Annotated in this window: 15 protein-coding genes; 6 read left to right on the top strand and 9 right to left on the bottom strand. The window is 69.3% G+C overall.

Annotated elements, in window-relative coordinates:
• Positions 1-5: 5 nt before the first annotated feature.
• On the bottom strand, positions 6-1,418 hold the full coding sequence (locus KCH87_RS05035) for an RICIN domain-containing protein (RefSeq protein ID WP_210584467.1): 1,413 nt from the start codon (positions 1,416-1,418) through the stop codon (positions 6-8).
• Position 1,419: 1 nt separating this feature from the next.
• Positions 1,420-2,508 carry a family 43 glycosylhydrolase gene (locus KCH87_RS05030; protein ID WP_210584465.1) on the bottom strand — a complete coding sequence of 363 codons (1,089 nt, stop codon included), beginning with the start codon at positions 2,506-2,508 and terminating at the stop codon, positions 1,420-1,422.
• A gap of 207 nt (positions 2,509-2,715) precedes the next feature.
• On the opposite strand from KCH87_RS05030, the gene KCH87_RS05025 reads away from it, so the two are divergent.
• The 6 genes from KCH87_RS05025 to KCH87_RS05005 all read left to right on the top strand — a co-directional run bounded on the left by KCH87_RS05025 (position 2,716) and on the right by KCH87_RS05005 (position 9,336).
• Positions 2,716-4,818, top strand: coding sequence for an autotransporter (locus tag KCH87_RS05025; RefSeq protein WP_210584463.1), 2,103 nt, complete (start codon positions 2,716-2,718; stop codon positions 4,816-4,818).
• Between the two features lie 142 nt (positions 4,819-4,960).
• Complete coding sequence (locus KCH87_RS50695) at positions 4,961-5,164, top strand: hypothetical protein (RefSeq protein ID WP_374198955.1); 204 nt, start codon at positions 4,961-4,963, stop codon at positions 5,162-5,164.
• 78 nt (positions 5,165-5,242) lie between these two features.
• Positions 5,243-6,151 (top strand): homocysteine S-methyltransferase, encoded by a 909-nt coding sequence (gene mmuM / locus KCH87_RS05020; RefSeq protein ID WP_210584461.1) that lies wholly within the window; start codon positions 5,243-5,245, stop codon positions 6,149-6,151.
• Positions 6,152-6,237: 86 nt separating this feature from the next.
• A complete protein-coding gene (locus tag KCH87_RS05015; protein WP_210584459.1) occupies positions 6,238-6,525 on the top strand; it encodes a hypothetical protein in 288 nt (95 codons plus the stop codon).
• A complete protein-coding gene (locus KCH87_RS05010; RefSeq protein WP_210584457.1) occupies positions 6,522-8,081 on the top strand; it encodes an amidase in 1,560 nt (519 codons plus the stop codon). Before KCH87_RS05015 ends, KCH87_RS05010 begins: the two co-directional genes overlap by 4 nt.
• 205 nt (positions 8,082-8,286) lie before the next feature.
• A complete protein-coding gene (locus KCH87_RS05005; RefSeq protein WP_210584456.1) occupies positions 8,287-9,336 on the top strand; it encodes a LacI family DNA-binding transcriptional regulator in 1,050 nt (349 codons plus the stop codon).
• 15 nt (positions 9,337-9,351) lie between these two features.
• On the opposite strand, the gene KCH87_RS05000 is transcribed toward KCH87_RS05005, so the two are convergent.
• The 7 genes from KCH87_RS05000 to KCH87_RS04970 all read right to left on the bottom strand — a co-directional run bounded on the left by KCH87_RS05000 (position 9,352) and on the right by KCH87_RS04970 (position 20,473).
• Positions 9,352-10,956 carry a carboxylesterase/lipase family protein gene (locus KCH87_RS05000; protein ID WP_210584454.1) on the bottom strand — a complete coding sequence of 535 codons (1,605 nt, stop codon included), beginning with the start codon at positions 10,954-10,956 and terminating at the stop codon, positions 9,352-9,354.
• A gap of 95 nt (positions 10,957-11,051) precedes the next feature.
• Positions 11,052-12,302: an alginate lyase family protein gene (locus KCH87_RS04995; RefSeq protein ID WP_210584452.1), complete on the bottom strand. Its 1,251-nt coding sequence runs from the start codon at positions 12,300-12,302 to the stop codon at positions 11,052-11,054.
• A gap of 26 nt (positions 12,303-12,328) precedes the next feature.
• Positions 12,329-15,661: an alginate lyase family protein gene (locus KCH87_RS04990; protein WP_210584450.1), complete on the bottom strand. Its 3,333-nt coding sequence runs from the start codon at positions 15,659-15,661 to the stop codon at positions 12,329-12,331.
• The gene (locus tag KCH87_RS04985; protein ID WP_210584448.1) at positions 15,658-17,187 is read right to left on the bottom strand and encodes a glycosyl hydrolase family 28 protein; all 1,530 of its coding nucleotides are present in this window, start codon (positions 17,185-17,187) and stop codon (positions 15,658-15,660) included. Before KCH87_RS04985 ends, KCH87_RS04990 begins: the two co-directional genes overlap by 4 nt.
• A 33-nt stretch (positions 17,188-17,220) precedes the next feature.
• Positions 17,221-18,045: a carbohydrate ABC transporter permease gene (locus tag KCH87_RS04980; protein WP_308298769.1), complete on the bottom strand. Its 825-nt coding sequence runs from the start codon at positions 18,043-18,045 to the stop codon at positions 17,221-17,223.
• 80 nt (positions 18,046-18,125) lie between these two features.
• Positions 18,126-19,127: a carbohydrate ABC transporter permease gene (locus tag KCH87_RS04975; RefSeq protein ID WP_210584444.1), complete on the bottom strand. Its 1,002-nt coding sequence runs from the start codon at positions 19,125-19,127 to the stop codon at positions 18,126-18,128.
• Positions 19,124-20,473, bottom strand: coding sequence for an ABC transporter substrate-binding protein (locus KCH87_RS04970; protein ID WP_210584442.1), 1,350 nt, complete (start codon positions 20,471-20,473; stop codon positions 19,124-19,126). The genes KCH87_RS04975 and KCH87_RS04970 overlap by 4 nt, the downstream gene beginning before the upstream one ends.
• Positions 20,474-20,715 lie beyond the last annotated feature (242 nt).

Below are 20,715 nucleotides of genomic sequence, written 5' to 3'. Positions count from 1 at the left end.
AAGGCTCATGTCCCGCGCGTCCACTGCTGGTTGGTCGCTCCGCTGCACGTGTACGTGATGACCGCAGCGGAGTTGGCGGTGGACGCGCCGGACACGTCCAGGCATTCGCCGGTCGCGCGGGACGTGATGGTCACGTAGCTGCCCGAGGTGGTGAGCGACCACTGCTGGGCGGTGACGGATGCGTTGCAGTTCTCCTGGGTGACCGTGCTCGCGTTCTCCTGCACGCACAGGGAGCTGTTCCTGACGGCCAACTGGTAGTAACCGCTCCCGACCGACTTGAACCAGTACCTCTGGTTGGTGCCACCGTTGCAGTCGTACTGCTTGATCTGCGCGCCCTGCCACAGCGACTGGCTGGTCACGTCGGCGCATCTGGAACTGTGCCGGGCGATCAGGGTGTTGTATGTGGCGCTCGTACCGCTGATCGCCCCGGTGGCGGTGTCGACGGTGACCTCCGGGGACCAGGACATCGACATCGAGGTGGAGGTCGGGAAGGCCAGCGGCAGCCAGACGTACCGGGAGTCGTTGACGGTGCCGCCGAAGGAGTTGCCCCAGCGGTCGCCCAGGTAGAGGTACGAGGTGCCCGAACTGCCCTGCACGGGAAGGACGTACGCGGTCTGCGAGCCGTACGCCGTGGAGTCGCCGACGTTCGTCATGGCCGACCAGGGACCGGCGAGGCTGGTGGCGGTGGCGTACTGCTGCTGGTTCGGGCTCCAGCCGGTCGCGCCCGACGTCAGCATGAAGTAGACGCCGTTCCGCTTGAACAGGGCCGGGGCCTCGCGGTGGCCGCCGTGCCAGGGGTCGGCGACCAGGGCGGCGATGCCCGTGTAGTCGGCGGTGAGCCGGTAGATGTGCAGGTCGTAGTTCTCGCGGGCGGCGGAGACCATGTAACCGGTTCCGTCGGTGTCGACGAAGACGGTGATGTCGCGGGACATGTGGGTGTTCAGCGGGCGGAAGCTGCCCTGCCAGGTGTAGTTGCCGTCTACGGTGTCGGAAACGGCTACGGCCGCGCGGGCCTCGCTGTAGTCGGAACCGTTTTCCTTGTGCATCCACATCACGAACTTGCCGGTGGCCGCGTTGTACATGACCTTCGGCCGCTCGATGTTGGCGGTGGCCAGCTCGGAGTTGCTGGACTGGGTCAGGACGTGGTTCCTGAACTCCCAGCTCTTCAGGTCGGTGGAGCGGTAGGCGTCGACGTAGCGGAAGGTGTTGTCGGCGTTGCGGTGCTCGCCGAACCAGTAGTAGTACGAGCCGACCTTGATGACGCCGCCGCCGTGGGCGTGCACGGGCGAGCCGTTCACATCGGCGAACTGCGTGCCGTTCGCGATGGTCTGAGGCGCGGCCTGGGCGGGTCCCGCGGTGGCCAGGGCGCCGAACAGCGCCAGGCAGAGGGCGAGCAGTACCGCGTATGCACGTCTCATCTCACGCACTCTCCTTCGCGGCGCCGGCGGACGTGTCCGCCACGGGGATGCCGAAGTCGGGGGTGCCGTCCGGTTTCCAGCCCAGTTTCTGGATGCGGGTGTGCCGGTTGGGGTCGTTCAGCGGGTCGCCGACGATCTCCTTGTACTGGCGGGCGTGGTAGACGAGGACGTCGGTGCGGCCGTCCTCGGCGACGGTGAAGCTGTTGTGGCCGGGGCCGTACTGCTTGGTCGTGTCGTTGCTGGTGAAGACCGGGGTCGGCGACTTGGACCAGTTCGCGGGGTCCATCAGGTCGGCGTCCGCGTCGACGGTCAGCAGGCCCATGCAGTAGTGCCAGTCGGTGGCGCTGGCCGAGTACGACATGAACAGCCGGCCGTTGCGCGCGATGACCGACGGACCCTCGTTGACCTTGAAACCGATGCGCTCCCAGTCGTACTCGGGCGTGGAGAGCCTGACTTGAGGACCCGTCAGGGTCCACGGGTTCGCCATCCTGGACAGGAAGATGCCGGTGTTGTTGTCCATGCCGGGCTCGTGCTGGGCCCAGGCGAGGTAGCGGGAGCCCCGGTGGGTGAAGGTGGTGGCGTCGAGGGAAAAGGTTTCCCAGGCCGTTTTCAGCTGGCCCCGCTCCACCCAGGTCCCCTTGAAGGGATCACGGCCCGCGTTCTCCAGGACCCAGATGCGGATGGCCCAGATGTCCTCTGCGGGCGCTGCTGCGAAGTAGATGTACCACTTCCCGCCTATGTGATGGATCTCCGGCGCCCAGATGTGCGCGCCCATGTCGCCGGTGGCGTGCTTGGTCCAGATGACCGACTCGGCAGCGGTGGCGAGGCCGTTCAGGGTGCGGGAGCGGCGCAGGATGATCCGGTCGTACTCGGGGGCGGTGGCCGTGAAGTAGTAGTGGCCGTCGGCGTGGCGGTGGATGTGCGGGTCGGCACGGTTGCGAACGAGCGGGTTCACGAACGGTGCGGCCTTCCGGCCGGGGGCGTCGGTGGCGGCGTGGGCCGCCGCGGGGGCGGCGGCCAGAGCGCCCGCGGCCAGGGCACCCTTCAGCATCAGTCTGCGGTCGAGGGCATGGGATTCGTCGCGGCTCATACGGGCTGCCTCTCGGGGGGAAGCGAGAAGGTCGGTGGTCGGTGGTCGGTGACCAGTAACCGCCGTTCGTCATTCCGAACGACATCTGTCATTACGAACGCCGAAAAGGTAAGGGGGTGTCACGAGGAGGTCAACGGGACCGACGAGCCGAATTTCGGTCGGAGAAGTTTCTGTTATCCACCGCCGCGCCGGACCGTCTCCCATGGCGTGAGCACCTTCCCCCACAGAACAGCAGCGGCCGCGGGCGCCTTCGCGGCGGTCGCCCTCCTGGTAACCGCTCCCGCGGCCGAGGCCGCCGGCACCCGGGACGTCACCGCCGACGTGCTCGCCGACCGCGATGTGACGCTCACCGGCGACACAGTCGTCACCGTGCCGTCCGGGACAACGACGTACGACGGAGTGTTCCGCGGCGAGGGCACACTTACCGTCCGCGGCAGCGGCACCCTGGTCCTGACCAAGGACAGCGACTTCGCCCTGCCGAAGTCCCGGCAGCGGCAAACGGTGACGACGCAGGGCGGCAACCACCCGTACGTCACCACGACCGACCCGGATCCGCCCGCGATCACGGTCGAGCGCGGCGTGACGCTTCAGTACGGAAACGGCGGTACGACCGGGCTGATCGGCCATTTCCCGTACAACACACCGGCGTTCCGGCTCAACCAGGACAACATCCGGGTCGACGGCACACTGCGGCTGTCCCTGAAGAGCGCCTACAACCTGGGCACGATCAGCGGCTCCGGACTGGTCACCCAGCCGCGTTTTCTGTGGGGCACCTGGGACCTGTCGGGCACCCACTCCTTCTCCGGGGTGATCGACAACGGCACGCAGGCCAACGCCGGACGGCCGGAGTTCGCGACGTCGCTGCCGAACGTGCGCAAGGTCCTCAACCAGGGCACCTGGACCGTGGACACCCCGCTGGGCCAGACCGTCACGATGGGCATGGACTTCTACCAGCGCGAGTACGGCAGCGACATCAACGTCCAGTCCCGGCCCGGCAGCAAGGTCGTTCTCACCGGCCAGTACAGCTGGTCGGACCAGGGCGGCGACAGCGACCCCTCGCTCAGCGACCCGGCCCTGAACTGGACGCCCGCGCGGAAGAACGTCAACAAGCGCGGCACCAACATCAAGGGCGCGAACGTCCAGTGGGGCGACGGCACCACCAGCAAGATCTTCATGCCGGGCACCGCCGAGACCGTTTACATCAACCTCCTCGCCGCCCGCTCCCGTTCGACGCTCACCTTCGACTACAACGGGCCGGTGACGCTGGGCGCCCCCATCGGCGGCGGCCGCTTCCACGACACGCTGTCCGCACCCGGCGCCGGGGACATCGTCATCGCCGGGACACGCGGCAATGACGTCACCTTCGCGGCCAAGCAGTACTACGACGGCTCGACGACGGTCGAGAAGGGAGCGGTCCTGCGGCTGGGTTCCGGCAAGCGGGGCGGCGACGGCTCACTGCTGACGGGGACGGAGCAGCGGCGGATCGTGAACGCCGGCACTCTCGTCGTACGGAACGTGACGGACCCCGTGAAGCTGACGCATGTCAGCGGCAGCGGATCGCTCGTGCAGTCGGGCGCGGCGACGACCACGCTCACGGGCGGCTCGGTGGCGTACACCGGGGTGACGACCGTGAAGAAGGGCACCCTCGCACTGCGGAACGGGGCAACTCTCGTACGCAGCAGGGCGATTCGGCTCACCACGGCGGGGGCACGGCTGGACGCGGGTACGGGGGTCCTGCGTGTAGCCACCGCGCTCTCCGGTCAGGGCACGGTGCGGGGCTCGGTGACGAACGACGGCGTGGTGGCGGGCGGTGTCACCGTAACCGGTGACTACACGCAGCACGCGAAGGGCCAACTGGTCCTCGGGGACAAGCCGTTGAAGGTCGCCGGATCCGTCCGACTGGCCGGGGACCTCGACGTATCCGCCGCCGGTACGCGACCCGCGCGTGAGATCAGGATCGTCAACCACACGGGCCGAGCGAAGACCACGGGCACGTTCACCGGTCTCCGGGAGGGCGCCAGGCTGAAGCTCGCGGACACGACGTACCGGATCAGTTACCGCGGCGGCGACGGCAACGACGTCGTTCTGAAAACGACGGCGAACACCGCGAGCCCTTCCCCGACGGTCTCCACCCGTGCGGCGGCCGGTGCGGCGCCCGCGGACCCGCGCACCGCGAGCGCGAAGAGCGAGGCGTTCGGCTGGTGGCCGTATGCGATGGGGCTCGGGTTGCTGGGCGGGCTGATGGTGCCGGCGACGCGTCGGGCACGGGGCCGCGGGGGCCGGCGTCGGGGCGGCAGGCACGCGGCGTAGGGGCACGCTGTGATCCACATGCCTGATGGGCCCGCGCGGAGATGGTGACCGGCCTCGGGGTGCGGAACAGGCTCACGGACAACCGCTCCACACTCGACGCGTTCGACGAGTGGTTCATCCTGCTTTTCCCTGACCCTCCCACTTGGAGCAGCAAACGACCGCACCGCGGCCGCTGCGCATCGAGCCCCTCCCCGCCGAGCACGCCGGTCTCTGCGGCCTCGGGCCTGACGGAGCGCTGCTCATCCGACCCGACGGCCATATCGCCGCCCGCCGGCCCGACGCCCCAGCCGGCGGCTCCGACCTCCAGCACACACTCACCACGATCACTCGCTCGACAACCCCCTGACATTCCCACATGATGGGCATTCCGTTCACTCACTGGACGCGGACGGCCGCCCGCCTCGCCTTCGACTAGCGTCGTTGCATGACCAGCGACACCCCTCTCCCCCTCGCGGACGCCCTGGCCGCCGGCACGGTCGTCCTCGACGGCGGTATGTCCAACCAGCTGGAGTCCGCCGGGCACGACCTGAGCGACGAGCTGTGGTCCGCACGGCTGCTCGCCGAGCAGCCCGAGGCGATCACCGAGGCCCACCTCGCCTACTTCGAGGCCGGCGCGAACGTGGCGATCACCTCCAGCTACCAGGCCACCTTCGAGGGCTTCGACCAGCGCGGGATCGGCCGGGAGCGGGCCGCCGAGCTGCTCGCGCTCAGCGTGGAGCTGGCGCGCGAGGCCGCTCGCCGCGCGCGGACGGACCGGCCCCTGTGGGTGGCCGCGTCGGTCGGCCCGTACGGGGCGATGCTCGCGGACGGCTCCGAGTACAAGGGGCGGTACGGGCTGAGCGTGGCTGAGCTGGAGCGTTTCCACCGCCCACGGCTCGAGGTGCTGGCGGGCGCCCGGCCCGACGTACTCGCCCTGGAAACGGTTCCCGACGCCGACGAGGCGGAGGCGCTGCTGCGGGCGGTGCGCGGACTCGGCGTTCCGGCCTGGCTGTCGTACACCGTCGACGGGGACCGCACGCGTGCCGGGCAGCCACTGGAGGAGGCGTTCGCCCTGGCCGCCGACGCGGACGAGGTCATCGCGGTCGGGGTGAACTGCTGCGCGCCCGGGGACGTCGACGGCGCGATCCGGATCGCCGCCCGGGTAACCGGTAAACCGGTCGTCGTCTACCCCAACAGCGGAGAGGCGTGGGACGCCGAGGCCCGCACCTGGGTCGGCCGCTCCTCCTTCACGTCCGACCAGGTGCGGGGCTGGCAGGACACGGGGGCGCGTCTCATCGGCGGGTGCTGCCGGGTGGGGCCGGAGGCGATCGCCTCGATCGCGCGCTCGCTGTAGTAACTCATGTGAAGCACGGGCTCAATGGGGACTTCACGTGCCGGTGATGAAGTCCCCTTACCCGTCCGCCGATCATGGAGGCCGTCGTGTCCGAGCCGCCCACGCAGGAACAGTTGGACGCCTATGTGAGAACCCGGCTGGCACTGGCCGGATTCGATCTCGCCCTGCTGCCGAAGGAGGCGGATCCCGGCACCGGCGTGCCGACGCAGACTCAAGTGCTCGCCGCGCTGCGGTCGTTCGTGGCGGCCACGCCCGGCGCGATATCCGGCTGGGTTCCGTCGGCCGACGGCCCCGAGTACACCCAACAGGCCTCGCCGCCGCTGCTGTACCCGTCGATCACCGAGGCGTGGACCGGGAAGGCGGACCAGCGATGAGCCGTGCTCTCAACCGGCGTGTTTTTCTGGCCAGTTCGGTGGCGGTGGCGAGCGGAGTGGCCCTCCAGGCGTCCGCGACCTCGGCACGGGCCGCCTCAACACCCGTACGCATCCCCGACGTCGACGTACGACAGGCTGCCCGGACCGACCCCACGGAGGCCACCCTCGCCGAGGCCGTCACCCTCATCAGGCGCGGCAGGCTCACCGCCTCGGAGCTGACCGAGGCGTACCTGGAACGGATCGAGCGCCACGACGCCACCTACCAGGCGTACGCGGAGGTCACCGGAGAGGCCGCGCTGAAGGCGGCGCGTACGGCGGACCGCGGATCGCCAGGCGTCCTGCGCGGCATTCCGCTGTGCATCAAGGACAACTACTTCACGCGAGGCGTACCGACGCGCTGCAACTCGTACATCTTCGAGGACTTCGTCCCGGACGAGGACGCCACAGCCGTGGCCCGGCTGACCGCGGCCGGCGGGATCGTGCTCGGCAAGGGGCAGATGGGGCCACTCGCCACGACCCGGGCCACGAAGCCGAACGGCACGGTGACCACGGTCAACGCATGGACGCCCGAGGACCCGTCCGTCGACCCGGGCGGTTCCTCGACCGGTCCGGCCTGCGCGGTGGCCGGGCGGCTCGCGGCCTCGTCGATCGGGACGCAGACCGGCGGTTCGATCGTCCTGCCGTCCAACCGGCAGAACCTCACGGGACTGAAGCCGACGATGGGCCGGGTGTCCGTCCACGGCGTCATCCCGCTCTCCTTCACCCGCGACCACGCGGGACCGCTCGCGCGGGACGCCATGGACGCGGCGGTCATGGTGCAGATCATGGCCGGCCCGGACCCGAAAGACCCCCGTACGCTGGGGCTGCCCGCCGTGCCCGACCTCGTCCGCGCCGCCACGCCCGTCGTCTCCCACAAGGGCACGGTCCGGATGCGCCGGGCAACGCGGATCGGGGTGCCCGCCGACTTCCTGTCCGTACAGAAGGAGCTGCGCGGCGCGTTCCTGGACCGGCTGGAGGCACTTGCGGGCGTGACGCTCGTCGAGGTCGCCTACCCGGACGACTGGGCTCTGCTGACGGACACCTTCAACGCCGCCCGGCTCGCCGAACGCACCGAGCCCTTCCGGCACTGGCTGCGTACGGATCCGACCAAGTTCGGTGTCTCGCTGCTGAGTTGGCTTCAGGGCCTGATGCTGTCGGGCGACGAGTGGATCACGGCCCAGCGCGCGAAGAACCATCTGCTGCGGGAGGTGCTGGACGGGGTCATGAACCGCTGCGACGTCGTCCTGCAGACCGGCCCGGTCCCCTTCGACATCCTCGGGCTGCCCGAGATCGCCTTCCCCATCGGGTTCGACGGCGCCGGCGTCCCGGTCGGCGCGATCCTGGGCGGCCACCCGTACGAGGAGGACCGGCTGCTGGAGGTCGCGGCGGCCTATCAAGCGGTTACCGACTGGCATACGCGGCGGCCGGCGGATCCGGCGACGACGACGGCCCGGCTCAAGGCTGCTGTGGCGCGTCCGCGGCTGTCGGCGGAGGAGGCCGCGGCGACCTCGGCGTAGCCCGGCGGCCCCTCCGGCGAGAAACCGGCGACTCCGTCGACTCCGCTCGGCCACTTCGCCGACGAGGGGACCGTTTCCGCACCGCCACTCCGGCGAACAGACCACCGCAGCCATCTCGTCCCCCGCCCTCCCCCACTGCTAGCCTCCGCAGCGGGAACCGGTTTCCACCGTGTTGCCACTGCTGAAAGACGGGGCGGGGCCGAGTATGACGAGGAAGAGCGCAGACGCGAGCCGCAGCAATATCCGGGACGTGGCGGCGCGTGCGGGGGTGTCCGCGTCCACGGTGTCGCGGGTGCTCGGCGGGGTGTATCCGGTGAGCTCGGCGACCCGTACGCGGGTGATGCGGGCGGTGCGTGAGCTGGACTATGTCGCCGACGCGCGCGCCAAGGCGGTCGCGGGTGTCGGCACACCCACGCTGGCGTTCGTGCTGGAGGACATCACCGGACCGTCGTTCGCGCACATGGCGCACGGCGTGGAGCGTGAGGCGACCCGGCTCGGGCATCTGTGCGTGGTGTGCAGCACGGAGGGCGACGTGCGGCACGAGCTGGAGTTCGTCGAGATGATGCGTGCCCAGCGGGCAGCCGCCGTGATCCTGGTCGGCGGCTCCGCCGACACCCACGAGTACCGCGAGCGCACCCGCCGGATGGCCGACTCGCTGGCATCGGCGGGCTCCCGGCTGGTGCTGTGCGGCCGCCCGCCCCTGGGGCCGGGCGCGCCGGTGTCGGTCATCGAGTACGACAACGAGGGCGGCGCCTATGCCCTGGTCGCCCATGTCCTCTCCCAGGGCCACCGCCGCGTCCTGTTCCTCGGCGGCAAACCGGATCACACCACCGCGCAGGGCCGTGAACGCGGTTACCTCGCCGCCCACCGCGGCCGCGGCCTGGAACCGGACCCGGCACTCCTCCTCCACGGCGACTTCACTCGCGACTCCGGCCACCGTCTGATGCGCGAAGCCCTCAAGCGGGAGCTGGAGTTCACGGCTGTGGTGGCGGCCACGGACATGGTCGCGGCAGGCGCACTCACCGCCCTGCACGAAGCGGGCCTGGACGTGCCTGGCGATGTTTCGCTGGCCGGTTACGACGACATTCCCTTCGCCCGCGACCTCCACCCCGCCCTGACGACGGTCCACGTCCCGTACCAGGAACTGGGCCGCCTCGCCGTCCGCACGGCACTGGGCCGCACCCCGGAAACCCCGGACGAGCACCTGCTGTTGGGCACGCATGTGGTGGTGCGGGACTCGGTGGCGTCGAAGTAGTCGAAGTAGCGGACGTCAGGACCGCCGTACCGACCCCGGCAGCCGCAGCCGTCGTACGACCGACCGCAGTTCCGCACCGCGCGCGACCGCACCATCGGCAGGAGCCGATTCCGGAACCGCTTCCCGAGCCTTTGCGTCGGCCGCCCACAGGGCGAGTTCCGCATCGCGCGGGCCGAGAGCGGTGTGCGGCTCGCCGTCGTCGAACACGCGGACCGGGTGGGTGACGTCCCAGTGCTGCCAGCCCGGGTCGCCGTCGGTCGCGAACCGCACCCAAGCCGAGTGCATCGTGTCCGCCAGCTCCGGCGGTGCGCCCTCGCCGGCCAGTTTCCGCGCGTCGGGGACGTCGCCGGTGTCGAAGACGAAGCCGAGTTCCAGGGAGTGGCAGGAGCCGAGGTCGGGGAGGCTGGAGGGCCAGGCGAACTCGTAGACGTACGACGACTGCGGGCGGGCGTCGGCCAGGCGGTGCAGCGGCAGGCGCAGCAGGTGGTCGGTGACCAGCTGGCCGACGATCTCGGCGGTGCCGGCGTCCGGGTGCAGGGCTCGGTAGCCGCGGGGTACCTCGTGGCCGCAACGGCAGCGGGCCATGGCGCCGGCCAGGGCGACCGGGCCGAGCCGGTCGACGCGTTCCAGGAGCCCGCCGGGGACCAGCCAGAGCCGGTACTCGTCGCGGGTCCAGCCCATCATCAGGTCGACGTCCCGAGCCGCGTCGCCCTCGACCAGGGCCTCCAACGGGTCGCGGGGGACGACGTCGCCGTCGACCACGATCCCGAAGGCGGGCCCGCCGAGCACCGGGCTGCTGAGTTTGCCCACGTCGGCCTGGGTGCGCTGGAGCAGCTCCCGGTCGACGTCGGCGAAGGCTGCGGCGGTGGCGGGGATCTTCAGCCGGGTGGCCATACGGCGCACCATGCGCCGTACCTTGTCCCGCTCGGCGGCCTCCGGCGGCCCGCTCTGAAGTACCGCCCGCCGGACCAGGCCCTGCGCCTGCGGGGCGGCGAGCAGCGCACCGATGCTGATCGCGCCGGCCGACTGACCGAACAGCGTCACCCGATCGGGGTCGCCACCGAAGGCCTCGATCGAGGCGCGCACCCACTCCAGCGCGGCGAGCTGGTCGCGCAGGCCGGGGTTGGCGGGGGCGTCCGGGAAGAGTCCGTAGCCCTCGACGCCCAGCCGGTAGTTGACCGAGACGAGGACGACGCCGTCGCGGGCGAAGCGGCTTCCGTCGTAAACGGGTACTGCGGAGGATCCGCGGGTCAGGGCGCCGCCGTGCAGCCACACCATGACCGGGAGCCTGGCCCCCGGGCCGGGCCCGGGGGTCCAGACGTTGAGGTTGAGGCAGTCGTCGCCGGGGACGACCGGGTCGGACAGGTACTGCGCGAAAGCCTCGGAGTACGGCGGTTTCGGCGGGGTCGGCCCGAAGGCGCCCGCGTCCCGCACCCCGTCCCAGGGTTCCGGCCGCTCGGGCGGCCGGAACCTGCGGGGGCCGAACGGGGGCGCCGCGTACGGGATGCCCCGGAACACCGCGACGCCCTGCTCGTACCGGCCGCGTACGGCCCCGTACGGCGTCCTGACCACGGGATCTGCCGCCGGCTCGGGCACCTGCCCCACCTGGTCTGCCGTCATGCGCCCACCTGCTCTCGCCGCACTTCGTGCACCCTCCACAGATCAGAGCACCACATCACGAGCGACTATTCCGGTGGGCGAGGTGGAGTAGAGGGCTATTTGGCGTACATCAGCGTGCCGAGGCCGAGCTGGTCGTAGCCTCCGCTGGCGGAGCCGTAGTCACCTCCTCCGCCCTCGGGAGCGACCGAGAAGCACATCTGGGAGATGTACTTGTCGTCGAGGTTCACCCGCCGGTTGTAGTGGTAGTGCAGCATCGCCCAGACCGGGCGGACCTGGCCGCGGGAGGCGGAGGAGATCGCCGTGTGGGACTGCTGGGCGCAGTTCTGGCCGGTGCCCCAGGTGTAGGTGGTGAAGGGCACGTCGCTGCCCAGGTTGTACTTGGCGACGTACTGGGCCGCCTTCATGAAGCGGCGGCCGTCGTACGAGTACAGGTCCTCGCCCTGGTTCCAGGCCATCTCGCAGATCGCGCCCATCTGCCCCATGCCCATGACGGTGTGACCCTGGTCGCGGCCCGACTCCTGCCACTGCCCGAGGGCGTAGCCGTCGGAGTCGGTGTGCAGATAGGGCACGGCGTGGGCGATGGAACCGTTTCCCGCGCCGGACTTGAAGTACGAGACGGCCTGGTCGTACTTGGCCGCGTCCTGGTTGAGGATGCCGATGGCGAGGATCGACGCCATGTTGCACAGATCCCAGTTGGCCCAGTAGTTGGTGATGCAGGCGTCGTTGTGGTTGAGCAGGAACTGGTTGTTGAGCGGGTAGAAGACGTTTGCCATCATCTGCTGAAAGCGGCCGAGGTCGAATGCGTCGTAGTCCCGCATGAGTTCGGCCGCGTTGGCGAACTGCCAGCCGTAGAGTCCCGCGGCGAGGAACCGGTCGGCGTTTCCGGTGACCGTCGTCAGGGTCGACGACCATGCGTTGAGGATCCTGGCGGCGCACTGGGCGTTCGCCTCGGTCCCGCCGACGTGCCAGCGCAGGGCGTTCTGGTAGGCGGCGGCGATGTCGTTGTAGAGGATGCCGTAGTTCTGGCCGGTGCCTCCACGGATGATGGTGGCCTGGGGATTGGGCGTCCAGGTCGACTGGGAATGGGAGTTGGCGGTCAGCCGGTTCCAGCCGGACAGCCAGGGGTCGGTGCCGGCGGCCACGCGCACCCGGGCACGGTTGATGTCACCCGTGTTGTGCAGCATGCCCGGGTGGGTCCAGGTCGCCGGCGCGGCGTCCGCCCGGGTGAGGGCGGAGGTGCCGACGCCGAGGGCGAGTGCGGCGCCGAGGCCGCCTGCGGTCCGGAACAGACCGCGGCGGCTCAGCTCGTTCTGCTGGAGGTGCCGGTGGGGGGATGTGCGGCTCATAGCTGTGCATCTCCAATCCGTGGGGATCAGTCGGGGTTGATGCTCACCTCGTCGAACTCGGTGGTGCCGAGGGCCAGCGGGCTGCGGGAGCAGACCACGAGGCCCACGTGGTAGGGGGCGTCACCGAACCCGGGTATCTCGTCGGAGGCGAGGGCGGTCCAGGTGGCGCCGTCATCGGCGGAGACAGATGCGGCGAAAGCGGTTCCCGTGCGCTTCAGCCGCAGCAGCAGGGGCAGTTGGACGGTCGCGGTGCCGGAGAAGGCGGAGGCTCCTGCGACGGTTTTCCGCAGCATGAGCTGCGCGGTCGTTCCGCCGGTGACGATCACCCGGGCCGCCTGGTCGAACGGTGACAGCGATTTGGCCATCAGCAGCCCGACCCGGTCGGCGGTGGCTCCGGTACGGGAGACCAGCCGGGCGGTGAGCGTGCAGTCGCCGGTGACGGGCTGCCGCACGAACTGCCCTGTCATGCCTTGGTTGTTGACGGTCAGGTCCACTCCCGCGCCGCGCACCGTGAAGGTTCCGTCGTCGTACGCCGTGCTGCCGGGGGTACAGACGGCGACCACACCCAGCGTCCCGAAGGCGCGGTCGTCCCGGACCACGTCTCCGAGGTCGCCGTAGGTCCATGGCGCGGGCGGAGGTGTGCCGACCGTGAGGGTGAGGTCGCCGGTGCCGTCGCCTGCCGCGTTGCCCGCGGCGGTCGTGACTTCGAACTCGCCGGTCTGCCTGGGAGTTCCGGAGACGTGGCCGGTGCGTTTGTCGACGCGGAGGCCGTCGGGGAGGCCGGTCGCGGTGAACCGCACAGGTTCGTGCGAGGCCCGGAGCAGGTGACGGAAGGGCACCCCCTTGTTGGCGAACACGGTGGTGGCGGAGGTGGGTTGGGGCACGGACGGCGTCGGCATCGGTGCGGCGGCCGTGTGCGACAGTGGGCCCCGCCCTGCCGTGTTGGTCTTCGCGACGGCGTAGTGGTACGTCGTCCCGGGCGTGCCGGTGGCGTCCGCGTACCGGACGCGGGTGCCGAAGCCGACCGGGCCGACGCTGGTCGCGATGGTCACGTACGGGCCGTCGGGATCGGTGGCGCGCAGCACCTTGTAGCGGGCGGAGAGGTCCGGGTCGGTCCAGGCCAGCTCCACGGCGTCGGCGCCGGTAACGGCTTTCAGGTCGCCCGCCGCGCGGTCGGGTCTCGGCACGGACCAGACCTCACCGGACGCCGACGTCACACTGACGTTGTCGAAGGCTCCGGTGCCCGTCTCGGCGTACTCCTCGTCTACACCGAGACAGGAGGTGAGGACGAGGCCCGCGTACGCCGTCCTCCCCAACTCGACTTCCGTGGCGCCGACTTCGGTCCAGCGGATGCCGTCCGGGGAGATCGCGCCGGTGCAGCGACGGCCCCTGCGGGTGATGCGCACCCAGTAGGGCGCGCGCAGCCGGTAACCGTCTCCCGCGCCCTCGACATACGGGGCCTCGAGCGGGGTCGCCGACTCGGGCAGCGTGCCGAGGCCGGCGATCGGGAAGGCGGCGTCCACCGTGATCGCCGCCTGCTGCGAGGGGGGAACCGGTGTACCGCCCGTTGCGGAGACGGACGCCCCGGCCGTCGGCCGTACGGTCCACACGCCGCTCCAGGTGTGCAGCGGCAGCCCCTGGATGAGCATGGCGGCGTGCGCGGCGTCCGCGTCGAGGGAGGCCCGGAGGCCGACGCCGATCTTGGAGTACTGCGAGCTGAGCGGCCACACGATCCGTGCGGTGACCGTGCCGTCGCCGCGCAGCGGCAGGTGGGCGAGACGGTGGGTGTCGGCGGTGCCGGACGCCTCCAGGACGAACCGCTCGCCGTCGAAGTGGGCCGAACCGGGGATCTTCACGTCCCCGACGTCGTGGGTGGACCAGGGCGCGGGGAGCCCTGCGGTGGCGGAAGCGACTGCCGAATCGCCGCTGCTGCCCTGGGAGTTGGTGGCACTGACGACGTAGTTGTACGTCCGTCCGCCGCGGGTGTCGCGGTCGGTGTACGTCGGCTTGCCGACGCCGGCGGCGATCTCCTCGTACGGGCCTTCGGGACGCGCGGACCGGCGGACGGTGTACGAGCTCGCCCACGCGGACGGCAGCCAGCTCAGCGTGACTGACCTGTCGTAACCGGTTGCGGTGACACCTGCCGGGGCCGTCGGGACGGTCGGCGCGGGCGTCTTGGTGCCGGCGTAGGTGAAGGTGCCCCAGCTGGGCAGGTCGTCGTTGCTGCCCTCGACGACACGGGCGCCGCCGCTGCCGCGGAAGACGGCCGCCTCGGTGTACGGGGTGGCGAGGCCGCGGACGCCGGCGTAGTGGGCGTAGGCCATCTCGTAGATCGGCGGCAGGGTGCCGCGGGCCTTGTCGGAGACGGTCGTCTTGATGTACTTGCCGGTGCGGTCGAGGTCGGGGACGAAGGGGACGTCGCCGCCGAGGTTGTAGCGGGCGGCGTACTCGAAGTTGGCGAGGATACGGTTGTCGTCGTATCCCCACAGGTCGACGCCCTGGTGCCAGGCGACCTGGGCGAGGTCGCCGGTCAGGCCGGCCGCGAGCTGCTCGTGGCCCTGGTCACGGCCTGACTCCTGGCCCTGGCCGGCGTCGGTGACGATGCGGTGACCGACACTTCCGTTGCCGGCTCCGGCGGCGGCGAAGCGAAGGGCGTCCTCGAAGAGGGTGGGCTCCTCGCAGAACACGCCGATGGCCAGGACGGACTGGACGGCCGTCAGGTCCCAGTTGCCATTGGCGTAGAGCATGTAACCGGATACCGCCGGATACCAGATGTCCAGGAAGGACTCCTCGCAGCGCGCGATGTCCGCGTCGGCCCATCCGTCGTAGCCGCTGTGTCTGAGCAGTTCGGCCGCGTTGACGAACTTGAAGGCCTGGAGCCCGGCGCCGAGGGGGCCGTCGGCCCCGGTGATCATGGTCAGGGAGGCCGACCAGGCATTGAGGATGTCGCGTGCCTTGTCGGCGTGGGCGCGGTTGCCGGTGACGCACCACATCAGCGCGTTCTGGTAGGCGGCGGCCGAGTCGGCGACGGCCTGGTTCTGGAAGTTGGTGGGGCCGCGTCCCCAGGAGGTGATCTGGCCCGTGTTCTGGACCGAGTACGTCGCCTGGGAGCGGGCGTGCGCGGCGAACGCGAGGTAACCGTTGTAGATCGGTGATTCCCGGTCGGCGACCGCGGCCTTCATCCGGGCCAGGTCGCCGGCGCTGTGCAGCAGACCGGGGTGGGTGAAGGATCTGGAACCGGTCTTCTTCTCGGCCGCCCGGGCCGTGCCGGGCTCGAGCAGTCCGCTCGCGCCCGCCACCAGCAGCAGGGCGGCCGTGCCGCCGAGGAAGCCCCGGCGACTCGGAGCGGGGACGGTCATGACGCGGTGGCCGCCTCGGCCTCGGCGGTGGTGAGGAACTTCAGGTTCGTCACGTGCTCGTTGTAGAACCACTGGATCGCGTCGGTGGTGTAGTACCAGCTCGGCTTCTTCATCGAGTCGGCGATGACGACGCCGTTGATCACCAGGTTCTCGAAGGTGACGTTCTTGATGGCGTGATCGGCGTCGTAGCCCAGGAACATCGACGGATTGGCGTGGGTGCCCGTGTAGCTGAGGTTCTTGACGTAGACGTTTTCGATGCCGCGGCCGATCCCGGTGTTGTACTTCGGGTTGTACATCACCTTCATGTAGATGACCTGGCCCCAGCGGAAGTCCTCGATCCGCACGTCCTCGATACGGACGTTCTTGATCAGGTTGGCGTCGCCGGGGTTGAGGGCGATACAGCCCTGGTAGTTCATCTGGGGCTCACGGTGGTCAAGGATGTCGAGGTTCCTGATGACCAGGTTCTCGATCACCTCCGGAGCGTCGGTGTTTCCGTGGGTGCCGACATTGATCGGGTGGGCGACGTCGGCCCACAGGGTGCAGTTCTGGATGGTGATGTCGCGGGTGTCGCCGTAGTAGTCCCAGCGGTGGGTGTAGATGGCGAAGCAGTCGTCGGAGTTGCGCATGAAGCAGCCGTCGAAGACGATCCGGCTGGAGGAGAAGACGTCGAAACCGTCTCCGTTGCCCTTCGAGCTGAACGAACGCGCCTTCTTGACGTGGATGTTCTCGCTCTCGCCGAAGGTGCCCGCGTAACCGTTCGGGTTCATGATGATGACGTCCTGGACGCGGATGTTCTTGCTGCCTTCGCAGAGGACACCGCCGGGGCCGGCGTAGAGCATGCCGTGGCCCTTGAGGGCCGCCTTCTCGACGTCCTTGAAGAACACCTGCGCCCTCAGGACCGCGCCGCCCGCGAGGTACACGGTCTTGCCGCTGGGGACGGTGAGGATGTTGCCGCTGACGGTGTGGTCGCCGGGGCCGAAGTAGATGACGTCGGGGTCATCGGCCGACGGCGGGTTGCAGTCGACGTGGTTGGTGATGACGTGCAGGGCGTCGAAGATCTCGTCGTTGATCTGGACGACCACGTCACATGGCTCGTCGAGGGTGAACACCAGGGTGTCGCCGCCGAGTTCGGGCGTGATGCCCAGCGCGTCTGGCCGGACCCGGGCCTTGGTGGTGCCGCCCTTCAGATAGGTGACCTCGATCTCGACGGAGCCCTGGAAGTCGAAGTACACCATCGAGGTGTTGTAGACCTTGCCCGACCCGGTGGTCGGGTTGATCTCCTCCAGCTGGGGCCGCCAGATGTCCAGGGTCTGCCAGTCCCCGTCGGGAGCGGTGCGGACTCTCACCTTGAAGCTGGTGTTCGTCGGCATGGAGCTGGGACGCGGGTAAGTCACCAGCTTCCGCGCGGCGTGGCGGCCGGATTCGTCTGCCCGGGCCGCCGTGGCCGTCAGGTTGGTGAGGCCGGCGGCGAGGGCGGTGGCGCCGGCCGCCTGAAGGGCCGTACGGCGTGACAGGGGCGTGTTCATGTGTGACTCCTTGCAACAGGTCGGCAAGAACGGTTACTTGAGGCCCGAGGTGGACATCCCGGCGACGAACCCGCGCTGGGCGACCAGGAAGATCAATAGGATCGGCACGACGTACATCACGGAGGCGGCGGCCTGGAGTTCGGGAACGGGCTGTCCGGCCGGGGTGACATAGGCGGACATGATGGCGACGGCCAGCGTGGAACGGTCGCTGGACAGCAGCAGCTGCGGGGCGATGTAGTCACCCCAGGTCCAGGTGAAAGCGATGACGAAACTCGCGGAAACGACCGGCCAGGACTGGGGCAGGAAGATCCGCCAGAACATCCGGTTGTAGTCGCAGCCGTCGACGATCGCGGCCTCCTCCAGTTCCCGCGGCAGTCCCGCGAAGAACTGCCGGAAGAGAAAGACCAGATACGGGGCCGAGGCGAGGCCCCACAGCACCCACGGCCAGTACGTGTCGACCATGCCGAGCTTCGCGAAGATCAGGTAGGTCGGCAGCAGGGTGACCATCTGGGGCAGCATCATCGAGCCGATCAGAACGCCGAACAGCGTCTTCTTGCCAGGTGCGTCGAGACGGGCGAAGCCGAAGCCCACCCAGGCGGAGCTGAGGGTGACGAGGACGGCATAGATGAGGGCGATGATGAGGGAGTTACGGGCGTAGCCGAGGAAGTCGATCTGGCTGAAGGCGTCGGCGAAGTTGTGCCACTGGACATGCTCGGGCAGCCAGCGGACCGGCGAGGAAGCCAGCTCGGCCGGGGTCTTGAGGCCGGACACGACGAGCCAGCCGAAGGGGCCGAAGAACAGCCCGGTGATCACGACGAGGACCGTGTAGAGGACAAGGCGGTTGACGCGGACCCGTATCGGGGCCGCCGGCCGCTCGGACTCCGAGAGCTTCGTGGACTCCTGGGGCGTCGAGGGCTTCGCGGACAGGCTGGTGGCCGTCACTTCTTCGCCTCCGGGGCTACGTTGTAGAACACCACGCCGGACGTGAACCTGAAGATGAGGCCGGTCGCGACGAGGATCAGGACGAAGAGCACCCACAGCAACGCGGAGGCGTATCCGTAACGGCCGATCGCGAAGTACTGCGCGAACACATGCATCATGTACAGGTAGTTGGACTGCGGTACCAAAGTGACGCCGGCCGTGGTGCTTTCGGGGGCGAGCAGCAGCGGCATGATGGTCTGCACCGAGGCGATCACTCCGGTCACCGTCTGGAAGAGCAGCACGGGTGAGAGCAGCGGCACGGTGATGCTGCGGAAGGTCCGCCAGGCGCTCGCGCCGTCGATACGGGCCGCCTCGTGGAGTTCGCGGGGCACGTCCTGAAGTCCGGCAAGCGAGATGATCATGATGTTTCCGGCGGTCCACAGCACCGTCATCAGCAGTACGTAGCGGGCGTAGGGGTCGGCCAGCCAGCCGAGGGCGTCCATCCCGAAGAGGTTCAGCACGCCGTTCGCGGCGCCGGAGTTCTGGTCGAAGACCTGCTTGAACGCTATGCCCGCGCCCACGGGCGGCACCACGGCCGGAAGGTAGAGCAGGGTGCGGAAGACTCCGCGCGCCTTGAGCGGCCGGTTGACCAGGACCGCGAGAGCGAGGCCCGCGATGATCGACAGCGGCACCGAGGTCACCGCGAACAGGCCAGTGCGGCCCAGGGCGTTCCAGGTCACCGAGTCGGACAGCAGCTCGCGGTAGTTGTCGAGCCCGACGAAGCGCCAGTTGGGCGAGAGGCCGTCGAAGGTGGTGAAGCTGAGCCACAGCGCGTATGCCATGGGGGCGACGGTCAGGAGCAGAAACCCGATGATCCAAGGCGAGGCGAACATGAAGAAAGCGCGATGCCTGCGGACCGTCATGGAGGTCCTCGGCCGGTCTGCGGCTCGCCGGGCCGGCCCTCCGGCCGCAGTCGAGTCCAGCCGGTCGACGACGGAGGTGATCTGCTCGGCTCTCATCCCACCTGCTCCTTCCCCCGCTTGAGCTGTTCGTTCATAGCCGAGTTGAGGCGTCCGGCGAGGGTGTCGACGGATATCCCGCCGGTCATCGCCGCCGGGGCGGCCTGGTTGAAGAGGGCTTCGAAGGCGTCCGCCGTGGCGTACGGCGTGAAGGAGATCACCGAGAAGTGCGACAGCTCGGCGTCCTGCACCTTCAGCGCCCGCTGCTGGTAGTCCTCCTGGGCCGGCATCAGCGGGCGCAGTGACTTCAAGGACGGGATGCCCCAGCCGCCGGACGCGCGGGCCTTGGCCGGCGCCTCACCGAAGAACCACTCGAAGACCCGCCATGCGGCGTCCTTGTTCCGTGCCTTCTTCGGCATCCACAGGCCGGTGCCGCCCTGGCAGGGGCTGATCCGCGGGCCGCCCTCGAAGACCGGGGCGGGGGCGAGGCGTGACGTCTCGGCCAGCTTCGGGACGGTGTTGATCAGGCCGCCGAGCCAGTAGCCCGAGTTCGACATGGCCATCCGGTTCGCCTGGTAGGTGGGTCCGTCCCAGGTGTTGGGGTCGGGCTGGACGGGACTCGGTCCGACCTTGGTCCGGCAGTAGTCGATGTACCAGCCCAACGCCTTGCGGGCCTCGGGGACGGTGAAGTCGACGCGCGCGTAGTCGTCGGTGAAGAGGTTGCCGCCGGCCGCTGCCGTCAGACATGCCAGGAGGCTCGCCTTCATCAGGCCGTTGTAGCTGCCGCCGAAGACTGTCGTCTGGCCGTTCTTGCGCTGAGTGAGGCGCTTCGCGCTCTCCAGCCACTCCTCGAACGTAACCGGTTCCAGCTCCGCGGGCAGGTCGACGCCCGCCTGGTCGAAGAGCGAGGTGTTGTACCAGTACATGGCGTCCTGGGAGAAGTCCTTCGCCATGCCGTAGCGCGGGCCCTTGCCCTGGGTCCGGCCGTCGTAACGCCACAGGTCGTTGGCCGGATCCAGATCATCGAGCCTGAGCACGCCACTCCCGGCGAAGTACGGATCCAGATCTTCCATCAGGTCCCGCGCCGCGAAGTACGGCGTGTCGACGGCGCCGACGCCGCGCACCAGGTCGGGCGGGTTGCCGGTGGTCATCATCGCGATCAGCTTGGTGATGTCGTACTTCACCAGGACGATCTTGATGCCGAGGTCCTTCTGCGCCTGCTTGGCATCATCCGTGGTGATCTCCCCGGACTTGACCATCACCGTGACGGTCTCCCCCGGGCCGCTGACCCCGGTGGAGACCTGCAACGCGCAACCGCTCAGCGCTGACGCGCCGCCGACCGCCGCGAGGGACAGAAGCCGACGGCGACTCAAGGGAGCACCAAGGGCACCAACATGTGGGCGCATGGACGCACCACCTCCTGCTCCATCGGGTTCGAGCCGCTCCACGGTTCGGCACATCGGCCAAGAGTCGGGGCATCGAAGGGAGATTCAGCCAACTGGACAACCGGTTGTCTGGCGTTGGGGCAGAGCTTCTTCCCGTCCCGAACCAGCGTCAAGAGGCTTGACGAACTTTCGAAAAGTCTGTGTAACCTCGGCGACATCACGGAAGGCGCGGAACCGGTTGCCACCTGCGGTGACTCCGTAGC

It is taken from the genome of Streptomyces sp. GESEQ-35, assembly GCF_017948485.1.
Classification (GTDB): Bacteria; Actinomycetota; Actinomycetes; order Streptomycetales; family Streptomycetaceae; genus Streptomyces.
The sequence above is the reverse complement of the archived record's forward strand: the minus strand, read 5'-3'. Positions and strand labels throughout refer to the sequence as shown.

Coding starts and splice junctions, on each gene's coding strand:
- KCH87_RS05035 (WP_210584467.1), bottom strand. CDS start 1,418: ATGAGACGTGCATACGCGGTACTGCTCGCCCTCTGCCTGGCGCTGTTC.
- KCH87_RS05030 (WP_210584465.1), bottom strand. CDS start 2,508: ATGAGCCGCGACGAATCCCATGCCCTCGACCGCAGACTGATGCTGAAG.
- mmuM (WP_210584461.1), top strand. CDS start 5,243: ATGACCAGCGACACCCCTCTCCCCCTCGCGGACGCCCTGGCCGCCGGC.
- KCH87_RS05010 (WP_210584457.1), top strand. CDS start 6,522: ATGAGCCGTGCTCTCAACCGGCGTGTTTTTCTGGCCAGTTCGGTGGCG.
- KCH87_RS05005 (WP_210584456.1), top strand. CDS start 8,287: ATGACGAGGAAGAGCGCAGACGCGAGCCGCAGCAATATCCGGGACGTG.
- KCH87_RS05000 (WP_210584454.1), bottom strand. CDS start 10,956: ATGACGGCAGACCAGGTGGGGCAGGTGCCCGAGCCGGCGGCAGATCCC.
- KCH87_RS04995 (WP_210584452.1), bottom strand. CDS start 12,302: ATGAGCCGCACATCCCCCCACCGGCACCTCCAGCAGAACGAGCTGAGC.
- KCH87_RS04990 (WP_210584450.1), bottom strand. CDS start 15,661: ATGACCGTCCCCGCTCCGAGTCGCCGGGGCTTCCTCGGCGGCACGGCC.
- KCH87_RS04985 (WP_210584448.1), bottom strand. CDS start 17,187: ATGAACACGCCCCTGTCACGCCGTACGGCCCTTCAGGCGGCCGGCGCC.
- KCH87_RS04975 (WP_210584444.1), bottom strand. CDS start 19,127: ATGAGAGCCGAGCAGATCACCTCCGTCGTCGACCGGCTGGACTCGACT.
- KCH87_RS04970 (WP_210584442.1), bottom strand. CDS start 20,473: ATGCGCCCACATGTTGGTGCCCTTGGTGCTCCCTTGAGTCGCCGTCGG.